Here is a 16,888-nt window from a genome sequence, read left to right as displayed (position 1 = left end):
GCGGTCTAACTAAAGGACGGTTAACCAGGCGATCCAGGTTCCGCTCAGGGTGATATGTCGATTTATAAGCTAATCGTGCCGGTGTTGCCCGCTGTCCTGTAAATCAATGACGCCCTCAAATACAGTGACTGCCGGGCCGGTCATCCAGACCGGCTGATTCTCTCCCAGCCAGCGAATCCGGAGATTGCCACCGCGCATGCTGACGTGGACCTGGTTGTCCAATACGCCGCGCAGGATACCGCTGACAACTGCTGCGCAAGCACCGGTGCCACAAGCCATTGTTTCACCAGCTCCGCGTTCGAATACACGCAGTCGGATATGGTTGCGATCGATAACCTGCATGTAACCCGCGTTGACCCTTTGCGGAAAAGCAGGATGAGATTCGATCATCAGCCCTTCACTCGCTACCGGTGCTAGCTCGATATCGGGCACGATTTGCACCGCATGCGGGTTGCCCATTGACAGCACCGTGATCTCGACGCTGTGGTCATTAATTTTCAGGGGATAGGTTGGTGCGCGTTGTTGGGCGGCAAAGGGTACTTCTGCAGGATCAAATCGCGGAATGCCCATATTCACGCTAATCTCGCCATTTGTTTCGAGCGTTGGCGTGATGACGCCCCGGATGGTCTCGACGCGAATAGTCTGCTGGTCGGTCAGGCCATGGGCATGTACAAAACGGACAAAACAGCGGGCGCCATTTCCGCATTGCTCCACCTCGCCCCCGTCGGCATTGAATATACGATAACGAAAGTCCGCATCTCCCCGGGCCTTTTCAACCAGCAATAATTGATCAAAACCAATTCCCAAGTGGCGGTCTGCCAGCTGCCGGATGACTTCGGGGGAGAGCGAGACAGACTGGCTGATGGCGTCTATCACAACGAAATCATTTCCTAGTCCATGCATTTTCGTGAACTTTAGTTTCATGGGGGTGATTCTATCCCAGAATTTCTGGTTGGACGGACTGAAATATGCGGTTTCCAAAATCATAACCATTGTAGCGAGATATGATTGCCAAAAAGCATCTGGATGGCCGCGGCCCGTTGGGCCTCGCCAAGACGGTGGTCAAGTTGTGTGTGGTGGTCATTTCTAGCTGCCTTGGCGAGCGCTACGAAGCCATCTAGGAGGCTGTCCGAGAATAGCGATCGTAGCGAGGGCGGGGCTGATTGAGTTGGATTTTTCGATCATTTGAGGCGAATAGTCGTTCTATTTAACGAAAAGGATCGTAAAATCCGGCCAATCAGGCTCGTCCGTAGTAGATCAGACTATTCTCGGACAGCCTCCTAGTCCAACGTCAGTCTGGCCTTGATGATGAGTGTATCGACATGTGTCATTGCTGTATGATCATTCAAATTCAGCATTTCCAAACAGCTTTTTAGTAACTAACTGTGCAAAAATCAGCTGGTAGCGCCATTGCCAATCGGCTGAGTGTGAAAACAACCATCTGCAGCTGACAGCCAGAATCAGGGGCAGCGATCGTGACATGTGAAATAATCAGGTAATATTTGCCCGGTAGACTACCGGTACCGATCGTAAAGTGGTTTCAGGCATTATCGAGCCGAATGGCAACCAACCATGCAGCCAATTGCATAGGGCAAATGCTTGCCGGGCACGAGTGTCGCGATCATGAACTAGCTGGATGGAAAACTTGTCGTATCATACGTTGGCGTTTGCTTGATGAGAATCACGGTTGAGCTTTCCTAAAGCCAGTCTGTGCGGGACGCATGTCTACATTACGAGTTGACCCGGACAGATCAGCAGGCAGTGGCGCGCTTGTTTTCAGAACAGCTTGGAGGTGCCCTTAATACTGCCGGGCAACCGTAAAGGCAGTGGATTGTTCTCGGACAGCCTCCTAGAGACAGAGCTGGCAAAACAGGAGAATCGCCATGGGTAGAAAACCATGGCTTATTCCCGCTTGACCAGGATTGGTCGCAACTCTACTATATGGCGCAAACAATAATGTAATGTCCTACGTTGCCGTATGTGACAAAACGCTGGACAGGTCTGGCGATGTTGCTAGCTTGGCAGTCTTGTCGCTTGCAGATGCAGGATATAGCGCTTAGCCAGTGTTCCAATAAAGTGATCAGCCCCGTCTATTTCGGTATCATACTTCTTTTGCTTGTGTATTCTCTGTCGAGAGATTTTCTGAGAAAAAATCTAAATTCAAAGGTTGTTAAAATATGAAGCATGTATTTGTTCGGACGCGTTTGGGTCGTATGCGTGGGTTTACATTGCTGGAATTGCTGGTGGTCATGGTGATTATCGGTTTACTGGCCGCTTATGTAGGGCCCAAGTATTTTTCACAAGTGGGTAAGTCCGAGGTCAAAATGGCGCAGGCCCAGATCGATTCCCTGGAAAAAGCCCTGCATCAATACAGACTGGATGTGGGCGCTTACCCTTCCACTGAGCAGGGTTTGAATGCCCTGGTGATGGCGCCTGGCAATGAACCCAGATGGCAGGGGCCTTATTTGAGCAAGCGCATCCCCGAAGATCCATGGGGTAGGCCATACCAATATAAATATCCCGGCGAGCAAAATGACTTCGATTTGTTTTCATATGGCAAGGATGGTCAAGCGGGCGGTACTGGCGAGGATGCGGATATCACTAACTGGTAACGGCAAGTAGTCCCGACGCATGCGATATACGGTCAAAGCGCTGCTTGCCAAGCAGGGCACTGTGTCACTCGAGCTCGAAGCCGCCAGCGAGGCGGAGGTTCGCAGCCAGATCAGTGCGCAAGGCGGAGTGGTATTGAGCATCAGGCGGAAGTTTACCAGCCTGCTGCCCCAAACCGGTTCAAGATTTCCGCTGAGCCATTTTTCGCAGGAATTGCTCGCGTTACTGACGGCCGGACTCAGTCTGGTGGAAAGCATAGAAACGCTGGCTGAGAAAGAAGAGGACAGTTCGGTACGTGAATTACTCCACAAATTGCTGGCGAGACTGTACGAAGGGGTAACTTTCTCGCGGGCGCTTGCATCCTATCCGCAAGTATTTCCCGCTTTATACGTGGCGACAATCCGGGCAAGTGAACGCACCGGTGATTTGGCCGAAGCCTTGACACGTTATCTGGTGTATCAATCACAAATGGATTTGGTCCGCAAAAAGCTGGTGGGCGCCTCCATTTACCCAGTCTTGCTGTTGGTGCTGGGATTACTGGTGGCGATGTTTCTGCTGGTTTTTGTCGTGCCCAAATTTAGCGCGATTTATGAGGATATCGGCTCGGATTTGCCCTGGATGTCAATGCTGCTGATTAAGTGGGGGCATCTTGTGCAGGAGCATGGCTGGATATTGGCGGGTATCGTGACAGTACTGCTGGCAACAAGCTTTTACGCGCTGGCGCAGCAACAAGTGCGCGCACGCTTATTGCAAACGTTATGGCGCATACCGGCGATTGGTGAAAGAATGCGGGTGTATCAACTTGCGCGCTTCTACAAAACGCTGGGGATGTTATTGCGCGGCGGTATTCCTATTACCCAAGCGTTGGAAATGGTTAGCGACCTGCTGCAACCACACTTCCGGCCCCGAGTGAAAATAGCCGCTGCGCTCATTCGGGAAGGCCGGCCGATTTCCACTGCCATGCAAAGTGCCGATTTGACGACTGCAGTGGGCAGCCGTATGTTGCGAGTCGGCGAGCGCACAGGGCTCATGGGTGACATGATGGAACGTATAGGTAATTTCCACGACGAAGAAATTGGGCGCTGGGTCGAGTGGACGACCAAGCTGATCGAGCCGGTGCTGATGGCGGTGATTGGAACGGTCATCGGCGGTATCATCATCCTCATGTATCTTCCAATTTTCGAGCTGGCAGGAAGTATCAATTGATGCCGACAACTGCAGCGCTTACGGAAGTGCCCCGTTTTGATTCAGGTCAGCTCGCACTGGCACGCGAGCAAGCTTTGGCGCGTGGTGTCTCGTTGATCAAGGCGCTTGAGGAAACGTTCCAGGGCACACCAGATGAGTTGGTCGCCGCATTGGGCCAGGCCTTGCATATGCCTGTCTTGGCCATGGAAGATCTGCACAGCCTGCAACCGGCTTTTGACCGTCTGCCGTTTGCGCAAGCGGTCAAACAGGAATGTGTGTTGCTGCAAAAAGCGCAAACCTACCTGCTGGCGACAGGCGACCCATTCCGTCCCGGTTTGCGTGCCTGGGTGGAGGAGTATGTGCCGGTAGATGCGCTCTGGCACCTCGTGCATCCTGCCGACCTGGCCGCATTCTTTGTGCAGCAAGAACAGAATATGCGCGCGATGGATAATGTGCTGCCTTCTGCGCAAGAGCAACTGATGCGGACCGGCGTTGAGGAGCTGTCGCTCAAGACGATACATGAAGGCACCAGCCAGGTGGTGCGCCTCGTTCATTCGACCTTGTACGACGCGCACAAATCGCAGGCCAGTGATATTCATCTCGAGACAGCACCGGGTGCGTTGTCTATCAAATATCGTATCGACGGGGTATTGACTACGGTTGGGGTCATGCGGGGGGCAGATCTGGCCGAGCAAGTAATCTCCCGTATCAAGGTCATGTCCGAACTGGATATTGCCGAGCGCCGTATTCCGCAGGATGGGCGTTTCAAGGTTTCGATCCAAGGGCGAGAAATCGATTTCCGGGTGTCCGTCATGCCCAGTATCTTTGGTGAGGATGCGGTACTGCGGATTCTCGACCGTCAGGCGCTGACCGATCATGTTGAAGGGCTGACACTCAATCAGCTTGGGTTCAATACAGTAGCGATTACCAGTATACGCCGCCTCAGTTCAGAGCCATACGGCATGCTGTTGGTGACTGGCCCGACCGGCAGCGGCAAGACAACTTCGCTGTATGCTGCGATTTCGGAAGTCAATCACGGCAACGACAAAATCATCACCATTGAGGATCCTATCGAATATCAGTTGCCGGGCGTATTGCAGATACCGGTCAATGAGAAAAAAGGCCTGACTTTTGCGCGCGGCCTGCGCTCTATTTTGAGACATGATCCCGATAAGATCATGGTTGGTGAAATTCGCGACGCCGAGACCGCGCAGATTGCCATCCAGGCAGCCCTCACAGGGCATCTGGTTTTTACAACCGTGCATGCCAACAATGTATTTGACGTGATTGGGCGCTTTGCCCATATGGGTGTGGATCCCTACAGCTTTGTTTCTGCCCTCAACGGTATCGTTGCGCAACGCTTGGTGCGCCTGCTGTGCCCGCATTGCACTGTGACGGAGCGGCCTGACGATCAGCTGATTGAAGAATCGGGCATCACGCTGGAAGAAGCGGAACAATTTATTTTCCGATCGGCGAAAGGGTGTGGCCAGTGTCGGGGGAGCGGATATCGGGGGCGCAGCGCGATTGCCGAGATCTTGTTGTTGAATGATGAAATTCGCGAGCTGATCATCGCCCAGGCGCCGATACGCCGCATCAAGGAGGCAGCGCGGCGCAATGGCACGCATTTCCTGCGGGAAGCGGCGCTGGAGATGGTCAAGGCAGGGCAAACCAGTTTGCAGGAGGCCAATCGTGTCACCATTGTGGCGTAACCAGATCCAGGTTTTCCTGGCACCGGGCGAGGTGAATGTTGTGGGTCTGTCTGCCGGCATCAAACCCGTGCAGTTGTTCAAACAGACACGAACATGGACGCCAGCGGCTGACCCTGCGCAATGGCAAGCGCCCTTGCAGGCGCTGGAAGAGTTGATTGGGGAAATCCGCGAGGACGCCAGTATGCCCGCCATCAAGCGCGGTAGCGAGTGCACCTTCACGCTATCGAATCATTTTGTCCGCTACGGTATCGTTGCGCCGCAACCATCACTGGCAGATTCCGAGGAACTGTTGGCGTATGCAAATTTCCAAATGCGCGAAACTTACGGTGAGCGTGTGGATGACTGGGCCCTCAGTGTGAGTCTGTGGGATCCTTGCCACGGAGCATTGTGCGCAGCGATTCCGCTCAATTTGCTGTCGGATCTCGAGGCACTCACGTTGCGTCATGACATCAGACTCCGGCAGACCGAGCCTTACCTCGCCGCCGCCCTGGACCACTGGTCAAGCGAGTTGCCGGGTAAACGATTATGGTTTGTCTTGATCGAGCCGGGACGCTTTTGTCTGGTTTTGTTGGTGAACGATAGCTGGCGTTGTGTGCGCAATCAGCGTATTGTGCAGCCTCTTGAAGAGGAATTGTTGTCGGCACTGGAACAGGAAGCGATCATTTCGGGCCAGCGGGAATCGATCGAGCAAGTATATGTCTATGCACCGGCATACATGAATTGGGAATTGACCAATGTTGGCGGCTGGCAATTCACCTGCTTGCCGAGCGAGAAACAATCCGCGCCCGCTTGTTTCCCCCAGGCCGTAGAGACTGATCATAGCGGGCGGAGTCATGCGTAAGCTCAAGCTAACATTTCCCTATAGCGGGCAGCGCAGTGCGGCGGTGGAGTATCTTTTGCTGGCGATGGGATTGCTGGCGTTGCTTGCAGTCATCTATCAGCTCAAATCGACCATGGCGGACATCACTTACTGGGAGGCACGCGAAGCGCGCATGACCCAGCAGCAGCAACATCGCAAGCTGCCTAGAACCCCGGCTGCGCGCATCAGCCAGACAACTCAGCAGGAAATCAAACTGGCCAGCGAAATTCTGCACCAACTCAACCTGCCATGGGAAAAGTTGTTCGATTCCCTGGAGCTTGCCGCCAGCAAAGAGGTGGCGCTTTTATCCTTGCAGCCCAACGTGGCCAGCCGCGTGATCCGCATGTCGGGCGAGGCGAGAAATCTCACCGGGCTGGTTGAATATGTGGAGGCCCTGGAGCGCGAGCCTGTTTTCAAGAATACGCATTTGCTTAATTATAAAGTGCGGCGGGATCATCCACGCCGCCCGATCATTTTTTCTGTTACGACAACGTGGCGCGATTCATATTAGAACAGTGGCAGCCCAGGATGCGCTGGTATATCGCGCGTCTGGGCAATATTGGAAAATTCGGGGTTGGACTGTTCGTGTTGGCCTTGATACTGCTATTTGCGGCGGTTGTTCCCCAGCGGGAAGCATTGCAACAACTCATCACCAAAGTGGAAACGATGCAGCGGCTACAAACCGATGTGGCAGGACCGCTCAAACTGGATGATAACCAGGCTTTGCAGGCTTTCTACGATTTCTTTCCGCGCAGCGATTCCTCGCCTTACTGGGTCAGTGAGCTGGATAAAATCGCCAAGCAACGCGGCGTGGAGTTGAGCAGCAGCGATTACCGCCTGGTCGCAGAGCAAAATTCGAAGTTGGCACGCTATGAAATCCAGCTGCCGTTGCAAGGGAGCTACCCGCAAATTCGCGGATTTATCGCCGATGCGCTGCGCGCCATTCCCGCCTTGGCGCTGATTGATATCACTTTCAAACGTGAGGCGATCCAGGCAGGGCGACTCGATGTCCGCCTGGGTATGCATTTATACTTGAAAGTGGATTGAGGCCAGCATTTTTCTTGGCATATGAACACACACAGCCTTTTCTCGTTTATTTGATATCAAAAATTGTGATGACTCCATATGGCTAGTGAAAGCACTCGCAAACTCATACTCTGGGGGGCATTGGCGCTTACCCTGCTGGCAGTGATATGGGTGGAAGATGAACCGGAAATGGAGGAGCCGATCGAGACGATACGGCCAGCAAAACGTGTTGCAGGAAACGCGTCTGGAACGGCAAAATCCCATGAATCACTCCCCGTCGAACAATTAGGGAAGCGCGCATTCAGTGCCGAGGCGGATGATATTTTTGCGGTGACTTCCTGGGAGCCCAAACGACCGCCTGCTGGCAGTGGTGCTTCATCCCCATTTGGCGCCGAGCAGTTGATTGTGCGGCCTGCTGCGCCTGCACCTGCACCCGCGCCGACGGCCCCCCCCTTGCAATTCAAATACCTCGGCAGAGTCAGCGAGGGGCAAAAAACCCGCATTTTTCTCACACAGCTGGATAAAAACCATGTGGCCGCAGTGGGCGAGCGTATCGATGACAAATATCGGGTCGATAGAATCAGGGAAGATGCCATCGAACTGACCTATCTTCCGCTGGGAATCAAGCAAACACTACTGATTAACGATAAAAATCCGGGAAGGATTCAATGACTATCGGGAAATATATTTCCATGCTGCTTATGTTCGCCCTGCTTGCCAGTTGTGCGACCTATACCACCAGAAATCCGGCTTTTATCGAGGGGAAACAGCTGATTGCCGAGGGCAAGCTGGAAGCTGGCCTGGGTAAACTCGAGCAGGCTGCGCAGGAGGAACCGGAGAATGTTGAAATACGGACTGTTCTTTCCCGGGAGCGGGATGCGATTCTAGGGCAAATTTTGTTCGAGGGGGACAACGCCCGGGCAGCCGGTGATTTTGAAGTGGCCGAGCGGCACTACCAGCGCGCGTTGGAAATCCATCCGAGAAGCGAGCGTGCACAGGTCGGGCTGTCCGGTATCGATCAGGACCGTGGCCATAGCATACTGATCAAGCAGGCGAAAGAATTGCTCGCGCACGATGATCTTGAGGGTGCCGAAAAGATTGTCCGGCATGTGTTGGCGGAGAATCCAGTGCAGGTCGAGGCAAGACTGTTCATTAAACAATTGAGCGAACGGATCGCGCGTGCCGAGAGTTCGGAGCTGGCATTGATTTCCGAATTCAGCAAACCGATTACCATGGAGTTTCGCGATACGCCGCTGAAAACGGTCTTCGAGCTGATTTCCCGCACGGCTGGCATTAACTTCGTGTTTGATCGCAACGTGCAGCAGGAGGCCAAGACTTCAATTTTTGTACGCAACAATCCCATCGAAGACGTACTCAAATTGTTGCTCATGACCAATCAGCTGTCTTATAAAGTGCTCAACGAGAATTCGTTGCTGATTTACCCGGATACACCCGCCAAGCACAAGGATTATCAGGAATTGGTTATTCGTAGTTTTCATATCGCTAATACGGATGCCAAGCAAATGGTGGCCATGATCCGGGGACTGGTCAAGGCACGTGATATCTACGTCAACGAAAGGCTGAACCTGTTTGTTATCCGCGATACGCTGGAAATGGTTCGGCTGGTGGAGCGATTGGTTGCGATCAATGATTTTCCCGATCCTGAAGTGATGCTGGATGTCGAGATATTGGAAATCAACCGCAATACCTTGCTGAATCTGGGTCCGAATATTCCCGACCGGGTTGGTTTCAGTGCGGTGCCCGGCGTGCCGGCGGTGCTGGACCGGGGGGGCGTCAATCCTGCACAATTCAATCAGCTGGGATTCGATGGACTGAAAAGTTTTACAGTCAATAGTCAGATGGTTATCGATCTCAGGAAAGTGTTGACCGTGAATGATATCCTTGCCAATCCGCGGATTCGCGTAAAGAGCCGCGAAAAGGCAAAAATCCTGATCGGTGACCGGATTCCGGTGATCACATCCAATGTGACGGGTGTGGCCGCGACCGTTTCGCAATCGGTGACTTTCGTCGAAGTGGGGCTTAAGCTGGATGTGGAGCCCGTTATTTCCCAAAATGACGAAGTGTCGATCAAGGTTTCACTGGAAGTGAGCAATGTTACCGATACCATCAATCTGGATAATGGCGGACAGGTGCCTGTTGTGGGGACGCGGACCGCAGAAACACTGCTTTCGTCCAAAAATGGTGAAACCCAAATACTCGCCGGGCTGATCCAGGATCGAGACAGGAAAGGCTTTACCGGGTTACCGGGGTTGATCGATATACCGGTACTGGGCAGATTATTTTCTAACCAGAGCTTGAACCGGGAAAAAACTGAAATTGTGCTCTTGGTGACACCGCGTATCGTGCGTAATATCATTCAGCCCAATCATTTCGAGAGCGAGTTTCATTCCGGGACAGCCAGTACCGCTGGCAGGATGCCCGTGAAGATTCGTAAAACCTCGCCACAATCCCTGGCCATGGCAGCCTCCGGTGCCGCGCGCGGTGGTGGCCGCACGATGTTTGAGCAAGCAGTGCAATCCGCCGGGCTTGGCGATGCATCCGATCCAGCGCTCAATCCGTTTGCGGCCGCTGCTGCACAAGCCCGTGCCGCCACGCCTTCTGTGACCCTGATGGCGCCAGCAAGCGTGGCAATGGGCCGGGAGTTTACCGCGACCGTCCGGCTGGTGACCCAGAATACGATGCTAACTGGTGAAATGGATCTGACCTATGATCAGGACATGCTGGAGTTGATGGATGGTGGCGAGAAATCCGGATCACGCAATCTCAAGCTGGGGCGGGAGCAACCGACAGGCATGACGACCGTGCTACGTTTCAAGGCGATCAGTGCCAATCCGGGTGCGACTGAAATTTCTCTCCAGAATCTGCAGGTGCAGGATGAAAAAGGTCAATCGGTTGAAACTGAACTGCCATCGGCGGTCAATGTCGAAATCCAATGAGGCACAACATCATAGGCATAGCCGGGTGATTGGCAGTGCCAGGCAGGGTGGGGCGATACATATTTCGATGGAGAGCCATTATTGCTGTTGGAACAAGGAATAGAGGAGCCCCATGCTGCACAATGACCCACGGCTGGCCAGCCGGCGATGGCTGAAACGTCTTCCGCGGCCACTGCACACAACCTGTCGTGGGTTCACGCTGGTTGAGTTGATGATCGTGGTTGCCATTATGGCAATACTCGCTTCTGCTGCCATGCCGCTCCAGGAGATGACCGTCAAGCGGGAGAAGGAGCGAGAGCTGCGGGTTGCATTACGGCAAATCCGGACTGCGATCGATGCCTACAAGCTGGCAGCAGATGAAGGGCAGGTGGAGAAAAAGGCTGACGAAACCGGCTACCCCCGGAAGCTGGAGGATCTCGATATGGGGGTGCCGGACATCAAGGATCCGAACAAAAAGAAAATATATTTCTTGCGCCGTCTGCCGCGTGACCCCATGTTTCAGGATCCGGATGTCCCCGCTGCGGAAACCTGGGGGAAGCGAAGTTATGGGAGCGCGCCAGATAGTCCCGAGGAAGGGGATGATATTTACGACATTTACTCATTTTCGGAGCGGGTGGGGCTGAACGGGATTCCGTATAATCAATGGTGAGTGCCGGCAATATTATTGCTCTCTGGTCGGTATGCGCGATATCAGACGATGCCCGTTCATTTTTCATAGCAACTAATGAGTAGGTGAATTTTTTATGCGATTACGTGCGCCCGGCTTTACCTTGATCGAATTACTGGTGGTCATGGCCATTATCGCCACCTTGCTTACGATTGTTGCGCCGCGCTATTTCGCTTCTGTCGACAGGGCCAAGGAAACCGTGCTCAAGCAGAATCTCAGCATCATGCGCGATGCAATCGATAAATATTATGCTGATACCGGCAATTATCCGGATGATTTGCATCAATTGGTTGAGGAGCGCTATATTCGCGCGATACCGGTTGATCCGATTACCGATCAGGCTGTCTGGGTGGAGATTCCACCACCCGATGACGAGATGGACGGTGTGTACGATGTGCGCACCATTTCCGATCGACAGGCACTGGATGGTACATTCTACGAATCGTGGTGATGAAGCGGTCTGCAGCAGTTCAGGGATATATTTATTTGTGGACATTGTTTGCCGTCATGTTGGCCGGCGTCATGCTGGCTGGTGCGGGGCAAATGTGGCAAACTGCAGCCAAACGGGAAAAAGAATTGGAACTGCTGTTCGTGGGGGATCAGTTCCGGCGGGCAATCGAATCCTATCACGATAGCTCCCAGGCCGGGGGAACCAGCCGTTACCCGGAATCACTCGAGCAATTACTCAAGGACGAACGTTCGCCGGCAATCCGGCGGCATCTTCGAAAAATTTTTATCGATCCAATGACCAACAGTCATGAGTGGGGATTGATCGAGCAACAGGATGGTGGCATTACTGGTGTGTATAGCTTGTCTACCGGGACACCACTCAAACGTGCCAATTTTCCAGAGGAATATTCCATTTTCGAGAAGGCCAAGAATTATCAGGATTGGAAATTTTCTCATGCCAAGGGTGCGGCTGCAGGACAAGCTGACCAACCTGCGGCAACACCGGAATCTGATTCGCCGGCAACACCTTTCAATCCTTTTTCCCAGAGTCAACCTGCAGCGGATGCTGACCCCTTTGCGCCAGGTCAATCTCCTGCTGGCGGCAATCCTTTTATTCAAGAATAGCGCCAAAATCAGTTAGACTGCCAGCAAGTGAGAACTAGGCTTGCTGTCCGGGAGTCTCAATATTATTTATGGTTGCAGAAGGCTGAAACAAGATGAATGTCATATTGATTAGCGTAATGTTATTGTTGAGCGTGGTGGGATGTACCCAAATGCCGAAGGCGGGAAATAGTGCCACGACGAATTCGAGCCAATCCAGTTTGGCGGTATCGGATCAGGCTGCTGCGCCTTCAGAGCTGACTGCCGAGATCCTGTTTGATTTTTTAGTGGGGGAAGTTGCGCTGCAGCGCGATCACCTGGATGTCGCGGTCGAGAGTTACACCCGGCTGGCCAGACATACGCGTGACCCAAGAATCGCCGAGCGCGCAACCGATATCGCTTTGCATGCGCGGCGGTTTGACGAAGCCCGTGAATCGATCAATTTGTGGGTGGAACTGGAGCCTGATTCAATTCATGCGCGTCAGGCTGCCGTGGTGCTGTATGTAGGCGCTGGCCAGCTTAATTACGCGCGCCCTCATCTCGAGAAATTACTGATTTCGGAGCCGGAATCGATCGACAAGGCTTTCATGCAAATTAACAAGCTGCTTTCCCGTCACGGCGACAAGAACGAAACCTTGAAACTCATTCGTCAACTTGCCTCGGTGCATAATGAGCTGCCGGAGGCGCATTTTGCCGTTTCCCAAGCAGCATGGGCCGCCAATCAGCTCGAACTTGCATCCGATGCCATGAAGCAGGCACTCAGGTTGCGCCCCGGCTGGGAGATGGCTGCGATTCATCAAGGACGAATTCTGCAGAGAATTGCCAATGCTGAAGCATTTGCATTCTATGAGCAATATCTCAAGCAATTTCCCAAGGCCAATGACATGCGCATTTCCTATATCCGCATGCTCATGGAAGATAAGGATTACAGTCAGTCACGGCAGCAATTCCAGAAACTGGAAAAGGAAAATCCGTCCAATCCCGATATCGCGCTGGCCATCGGTTTGTTGTCCGCAGAGTTGAATGATTTCGATCGCGCGGAAAAATATTTCAAGCAAGCGCTGCAACTCGGTTTTGAAGACACAAATAGCGTGAATTTCAATTTAGGGCGTGTCAATGAGATCACTCAACGCGATAGCGCTGCGATGGATGCATACCGCAGGGTAACGGGCGGGGAGCGCTATATTCCAGCCCAGATCCGGTATGCGTTTTTATTGGCCAAACAGGAGGGTATTGCACCAGCCAGACAGCATTTGCAAACAGTGCGCGCGAGCGACGAGCAGCAATATATGCAACTGGTTTTATCAGAAGCGCAATTGTTGCGGGAGAACCATGCGGATCACGAAGCCTACGATTTGTTGAGCAAGCACTTGCAAAAAAATCCTGATCAAGCTGACTTGCTTTACGAGCGGGCGCTGGTGGCGGACAAAATCGGCAAATTGGATGTGCTGGAGCGGGATTTGCGCCGGCTGATCGAATTAAAGCCGGAGAGTGCGCATGCCTACAATGCATTGGGCTACAGTCTCGCCGAGCGTGGCCAACGCCTGCCGGAAGCGCTGGAATTGATCCAGAAGGCGATTGCACTGTCGCCGGATGATCCTTATATCATGGATAGCCTGGGGTGGGTGTATTACCGCATGGGCAACTTGAAGAAAGCACTCAATTATTTGAATCTGGCTTTCGCGGCACGCCCGGATCCGGAAATTGCGGCTCATCTGGGTGAGCTGCTATGGATGAATGGGGAAAAGGACAATGCTGAGAAAGTGTGGCGCTCGGCACTGGAAGCCTATCCTGGCAATGAAGTCCTGCTGGATACCATGCAGCGATTTTTGCAGCCGCGTAGGTGATTGGCCTGTGAAAGTAAGTGCGGCAGCAGGGCATAGGGGTGCGCTTGTGTGCACCATAGCTCGCGCTGGGTATTTTTGAATTCATGTTTCCTAGTGAAGATTGCAGGAAAGATAAACCGCATGTCTGAGATGCCGGACACTACTGGCTGCAATGCCAGTGTCCGGCAGTTTATCACCGTTATGTTTTAATCGATGTATTAAAACCTGCCTTGATTGGCAAGGCGGCGTCGATAAACCAGCATCAATCCCAATGCCAGCGCAACCAATGCCAGACTGCCTGGTTCAGGCACTTGACCGGCGGGTGGCAGCGGATCTTGAATTGCCTCCATCATCGCGTAGGAGTGCGAAATGATGATATCGCCATTAAGTGTCAATGTGTTTTCAACTGTGGCGCCAAGTAATGGTGCTAGACTCGCAAATAGACCGGTATGGCTGAAGTTATCGAACGAAATGCGCATTGCATTGACTGCTAACGAGCAGAAGCCGTTCGTGCAATCTTCAATCTGTTCGTTCAGAATGATGCTGAGTCCACTGAGAAGGCTGCTGGTAATGCCCGCAGTGCCGCTGGTCAGTATATCCGCGATCACATCGATATTGACATCCAGAATTTGATTGTTCTCGCCAGTATAAGCACCCAGATCCAAGCTGACAAGGCCGCCTAATAAGTTCAGGTTGGTTTCTTGCAGTATGGTATTGCCGGTTGCCATCAGGCTGCCAAAATCTCCCGTAACCTGGGCAGTCGACTGGAGTGTTGTGGCGCTCAGGCCCAGAAGATTGAGAAGGGGAACGCCGATATCAAGCTGGTTGACCGCTGCACTCGCTCCGGTTGTGAGATTGCCTGGCAGGCCGTCAACATTGGAGTTGGCTTGTGTGGTAAGCAGGCCGGTATTGACATTCGCGACGCCCGACAGGGAGGCATTGATTGTTGCCAAGCTGTTGGAATCGCTGCCAGGCACAGGAGATGAGACGGTCGATGGTGCTACCGGGCCAAGTGTCGCGTTGGCATCGATAGCAGCCAGCAGATTATGGGTTATTGGCTGAACGATAGGACCTATGATTGGGAGATTGCCTGTGACAGTATTAATTGTCGTGCTGACAGCGGGAGCGCTGGCATGTAGATCGATATATAAAGCGTAAGCATCGCTTTCACCCCGAATAACTGTTGCTTGGCTGGTTGTGCTGCCGATCAGCAGGCAGATGCCGGAAAATGCCTGAAAAGCTTGGCTCCGGTATTTCCGCCTGTTAGATTTAACAGTAGATTGCATGATTTTTCTCCTGACGAAGAGGGTTAAAAATATTTTATTTTTTGTAGCTAACAGATTTCTGTTGCCAATAAGAAGTAAGCAATATATATGCCAGTAATTTTAATTCTCTGATTCGGAGAGTGTTTTTTTATGTGAGCAATTGTTGATCGGCTTGTGCCAAGGGGTCTGTGTAAAAGAAACTGACATCAATTCTGTGGCGTACGCCAACGGGCCGGATTTCTGCAAAGCGGACATTTATTTAACCCGAAGAATTTGAGCGCAAAATCCGTGAATTAATTTTTTTGTGAATTTTGTGCTATTGCATTAAACGACGAACACCGCGTAAGCTTGAGTGTTGCTATAGAACAAGTCTTCTCACAACCTGTTTGGTAAAAAAATTGGGAATATATACAATTCTCTGCAGTCATTTTGACCTGTTTTTGTAACTTTGCTACATTGGTTGCGGGCAAGCGGGGGAGTATTTCTTGAATAATCCAGATAATATAGAGGATCTCCATGAATCTAAAATCGCTCCTGAATCAGCTGGGCCAGCGCAAGAATGGTCTGGCAATCAGCATCTTGCTGCCGACGCATCGTACTTTTCCGGACAACAGACAAGACCTCATCACACTCAAGAATCTTATCAAGGAAACCGAGGAGCGGTTGCAGACCCACCTGGATAAACGTGAAGTCAAGGCAATTATCGACGCCATCAACGCAAAGGTGGATGGGCTTAACCATAACTACAATCTTGATAGTCTAGGTATTTTTGCCGACCGTGAAGAAGTGGCGCTCATGCATTTTCCATTCACGGTCAAGCAGCGAGTTATTATCGATGACACATTCGCCATCCGTGATTTGGTGAGGGAAAGCAATAGCTCGATCAATTACTACATACTGGTTATTTCACGGGCAACGGTACGCTTGATAGAAGCCTTCGACGATCGGTTGGTTGCGGAATTCGATTCTCAGACTGCGTTGCGAGCGGGCAGTTTTCCGATCGACAATACCCTGCTCTTTGCGCCACATGGCCTTGATCGGGCTCAGATGCCCAATGATGCCGGCAATCTCAAGCAATTCTTCAATCGTGTAGATAAAAGCCTGCAGGAAGTTCAGAATCATCAGGAGCGTGAGCGTTTGCCGGTCATTGTGGTCGGTGATGTCCGTAATCTGGCATTCTTTAAGGAGGCCTGTGACCGGCCGGGCGATATTGTTGGAGAGGTCGATAATGTGCCCGAGTTAAAGGCGCCCGCAGAAAAAATCATAGCGGATGTGCAGACCACAGTGGCCGACTATCGCAGGCGCAGAGCCGAAATCGCATTGCAGCATATCGCGCAGGCACGTGGTGCACATCAATTACTCACGGATTTTTCTACCATTTATCGTGCCGTCGACGAGGGGAACGCATTCCGTTTATTCGTGCGCACCGGTTATGCGCAGCCGGGCATTATTGATCTTGCGAAAAAAACGGTTATGCCGCAAGCTGACCCAGCTGCGCCAGGTGTCACCGATGACGTTGTGGATGTATTGATCGAACAGGTGCTTCAGAAAGGTGGAGAGGTCTGTTTCCTATCTGCTGAACAATTGGGCGACGAAAAGCCAGTCAGCCTCCAAACGCGATACTGATCCATCCATCGATAGACCCGGGGCCCAAGCGCGCAGGTCTTCGTCGTTACCGGTGAGAAGCATCGAGTGATGCTTCTCACCGGCATGCGCCTTGCCGATACAGCACCG

General features: G+C 52.4%; 15 protein-coding genes. 13 read left to right on the top strand and 2 right to left on the bottom strand.

Annotation, left to right across the window (positions count from 1 at the left end; all coding sequences use genetic code 11):
* Positions 1 to 69 precede the first annotated feature (69 nt).
* Positions 70 to 924, bottom strand: a complete 855-nt coding sequence (dapF, locus tag ABTW62_RS01405; RefSeq protein WP_430902791.1) for a diaminopimelate epimerase — start codon at positions 922 to 924, stop codon at positions 70 to 72.
* 1,253 nt (positions 925 to 2,177) lie between these two features.
* Between dapF and gspG the strand changes: the two genes are divergently transcribed.
* The 12 genes from gspG (at position 2,178) to ABTW62_RS01345 (ending at position 13,910) form a co-directional block, all read left to right on the top strand.
* Positions 2,178 to 2,612: a type II secretion system major pseudopilin GspG gene (gspG, locus tag ABTW62_RS01400; RefSeq protein WP_430902790.1), complete on the top strand. Its 435-nt coding sequence runs from the start codon at positions 2,178 to 2,180 to the stop codon at positions 2,610 to 2,612.
* A gap of 19 nt (positions 2,613 to 2,631) precedes the next feature.
* Complete coding sequence (locus tag ABTW62_RS01395) at positions 2,632 to 3,816, top strand: type II secretion system F family protein (RefSeq protein ID WP_430902789.1); 1,185 nt, start codon at positions 2,632 to 2,634, stop codon at positions 3,814 to 3,816.
* Entirely contained in the window at positions 3,816 to 5,504 is a 1,689-nt protein-coding gene (locus ABTW62_RS01390) for a GspE/PulE family protein (protein WP_430902788.1), read from the top strand. Before ABTW62_RS01395 ends, ABTW62_RS01390 begins: the two co-directional genes overlap by 1 nt.
* Positions 5,485 to 6,345: a hypothetical protein gene (locus ABTW62_RS01385; RefSeq protein WP_430902787.1), complete on the top strand. Its 861-nt coding sequence runs from the start codon at positions 5,485 to 5,487 to the stop codon at positions 6,343 to 6,345. The genes ABTW62_RS01390 and ABTW62_RS01385 overlap by 20 nt, the downstream gene beginning before the upstream one ends.
* On the top strand, positions 6,338 to 6,874 hold the full coding sequence (locus ABTW62_RS01380) for a PilN domain-containing protein (RefSeq protein WP_430902786.1): 537 nt from the start codon (positions 6,338 to 6,340) through the stop codon (positions 6,872 to 6,874). Before ABTW62_RS01385 ends, ABTW62_RS01380 begins: the two co-directional genes overlap by 8 nt.
* A gap of 17 nt (positions 6,875 to 6,891) precedes the next feature.
* The gene (locus ABTW62_RS01375; protein WP_430902785.1) at positions 6,892 to 7,410 is read left to right on the top strand and encodes a hypothetical protein; all 519 of its coding nucleotides are present in this window, start codon (positions 6,892 to 6,894) and stop codon (positions 7,408 to 7,410) included.
* Between the two features lie 78 nt (positions 7,411 to 7,488).
* Complete coding sequence (locus tag ABTW62_RS01370; RefSeq protein WP_430902784.1) at positions 7,489 to 8,061, top strand: hypothetical protein; 573 nt, start codon at positions 7,489 to 7,491, stop codon at positions 8,059 to 8,061.
* Positions 8,058 to 10,346 carry a secretin N-terminal domain-containing protein gene (locus ABTW62_RS01365; RefSeq protein WP_430902783.1) on the top strand — a complete coding sequence of 763 codons (2,289 nt, stop codon included), beginning with the start codon at positions 8,058 to 8,060 and terminating at the stop codon, positions 10,344 to 10,346. The genes ABTW62_RS01370 and ABTW62_RS01365 overlap by 4 nt, the downstream gene beginning before the upstream one ends.
* Before the next feature lie 112 nt (positions 10,347 to 10,458).
* Positions 10,459 to 10,995, top strand: coding sequence for a type II secretion system protein (locus ABTW62_RS01360; protein ID WP_430902782.1), 537 nt, complete (start codon positions 10,459 to 10,461; stop codon positions 10,993 to 10,995).
* Between the two features lie 94 nt (positions 10,996 to 11,089).
* Positions 11,090 to 11,464 (top strand): type II secretion system protein, encoded by a 375-nt coding sequence (locus ABTW62_RS01355; protein WP_430902781.1) that lies wholly within the window; start codon positions 11,090 to 11,092, stop codon positions 11,462 to 11,464.
* The gene (locus ABTW62_RS01350; protein WP_430902780.1) at positions 11,464 to 12,087 is read left to right on the top strand and encodes a type II secretion system protein; all 624 of its coding nucleotides are present in this window, start codon (positions 11,464 to 11,466) and stop codon (positions 12,085 to 12,087) included. Before ABTW62_RS01355 ends, ABTW62_RS01350 begins: the two co-directional genes overlap by 1 nt.
* Before the next feature lie 92 nt (positions 12,088 to 12,179).
* Positions 12,180 to 13,910 carry a tetratricopeptide repeat protein gene (locus tag ABTW62_RS01345; RefSeq protein WP_430902779.1) on the top strand — a complete coding sequence of 577 codons (1,731 nt, stop codon included), beginning with the start codon at positions 12,180 to 12,182 and terminating at the stop codon, positions 13,908 to 13,910.
* Between the two features lie 197 nt (positions 13,911 to 14,107).
* Here the strand turns inward: ABTW62_RS01345 and ABTW62_RS01340 are convergent, their stop codons facing one another.
* A complete protein-coding gene (locus ABTW62_RS01340) occupies positions 14,108 to 15,175 on the bottom strand; it encodes a PEP-CTERM sorting domain-containing protein (RefSeq protein ID WP_430902778.1) in 1,068 nt (355 codons plus the stop codon).
* A gap of 495 nt (positions 15,176 to 15,670) precedes the next feature.
* On the opposite strand from ABTW62_RS01340, the gene ABTW62_RS01335 reads away from it, so the two are divergent.
* Positions 15,671 to 16,780 (top strand): hypothetical protein, encoded by a 1,110-nt coding sequence (locus tag ABTW62_RS01335; protein WP_430902777.1) that lies wholly within the window; start codon positions 15,671 to 15,673, stop codon positions 16,778 to 16,780.
* Positions 16,781 to 16,888: the final 108 nt, after the last annotated feature.

The organism is Nitrosomonas sp. ANs5, assembly GCF_050584665.1.
Lineage (GTDB): Bacteria > Pseudomonadota > Gammaproteobacteria > Burkholderiales > Nitrosomonadaceae > Nitrosomonas.
This window is presented reverse-complemented; position numbering and strand designations above follow the sequence as displayed.

Coding starts and splice junctions, on each gene's coding strand:
- dapF (WP_430902791.1), bottom strand. CDS start 924: ATGAAACTAAAGTTCACGAAAATGCATGGACTAGGAAATGATTTCGTT.
- gspG (WP_430902790.1), top strand. CDS start 2,178: ATGAAGCATGTATTTGTTCGGACGCGTTTGGGTCGTATGCGTGGGTTT.
- ABTW62_RS01395 (WP_430902789.1), top strand. CDS start 2,632: ATGCGATATACGGTCAAAGCGCTGCTTGCCAAGCAGGGCACTGTGTCA.
- ABTW62_RS01390 (WP_430902788.1), top strand. CDS start 3,816: ATGCCGACAACTGCAGCGCTTACGGAAGTGCCCCGTTTTGATTCAGGT.
- ABTW62_RS01380 (WP_430902786.1), top strand. CDS start 6,338: ATGCGTAAGCTCAAGCTAACATTTCCCTATAGCGGGCAGCGCAGTGCG.
- ABTW62_RS01375 (WP_430902785.1), top strand. CDS start 6,892: ATGCGCTGGTATATCGCGCGTCTGGGCAATATTGGAAAATTCGGGGTT.
- ABTW62_RS01370 (WP_430902784.1), top strand. CDS start 7,489: ATGGCTAGTGAAAGCACTCGCAAACTCATACTCTGGGGGGCATTGGCG.
- ABTW62_RS01365 (WP_430902783.1), top strand. CDS start 8,058: ATGACTATCGGGAAATATATTTCCATGCTGCTTATGTTCGCCCTGCTT.
- ABTW62_RS01360 (WP_430902782.1), top strand. CDS start 10,459: ATGCTGCACAATGACCCACGGCTGGCCAGCCGGCGATGGCTGAAACGT.
- ABTW62_RS01355 (WP_430902781.1), top strand. CDS start 11,090: ATGCGATTACGTGCGCCCGGCTTTACCTTGATCGAATTACTGGTGGTC.
- ABTW62_RS01350 (WP_430902780.1), top strand. CDS start 11,464: ATGAAGCGGTCTGCAGCAGTTCAGGGATATATTTATTTGTGGACATTG.
- ABTW62_RS01345 (WP_430902779.1), top strand. CDS start 12,180: ATGAATGTCATATTGATTAGCGTAATGTTATTGTTGAGCGTGGTGGGA.
- ABTW62_RS01340 (WP_430902778.1), bottom strand. CDS start 15,175: ATGCAATCTACTGTTAAATCTAACAGGCGGAAATACCGGAGCCAAGCT.
- ABTW62_RS01335 (WP_430902777.1), top strand. CDS start 15,671: ATGAATCTAAAATCGCTCCTGAATCAGCTGGGCCAGCGCAAGAATGGT.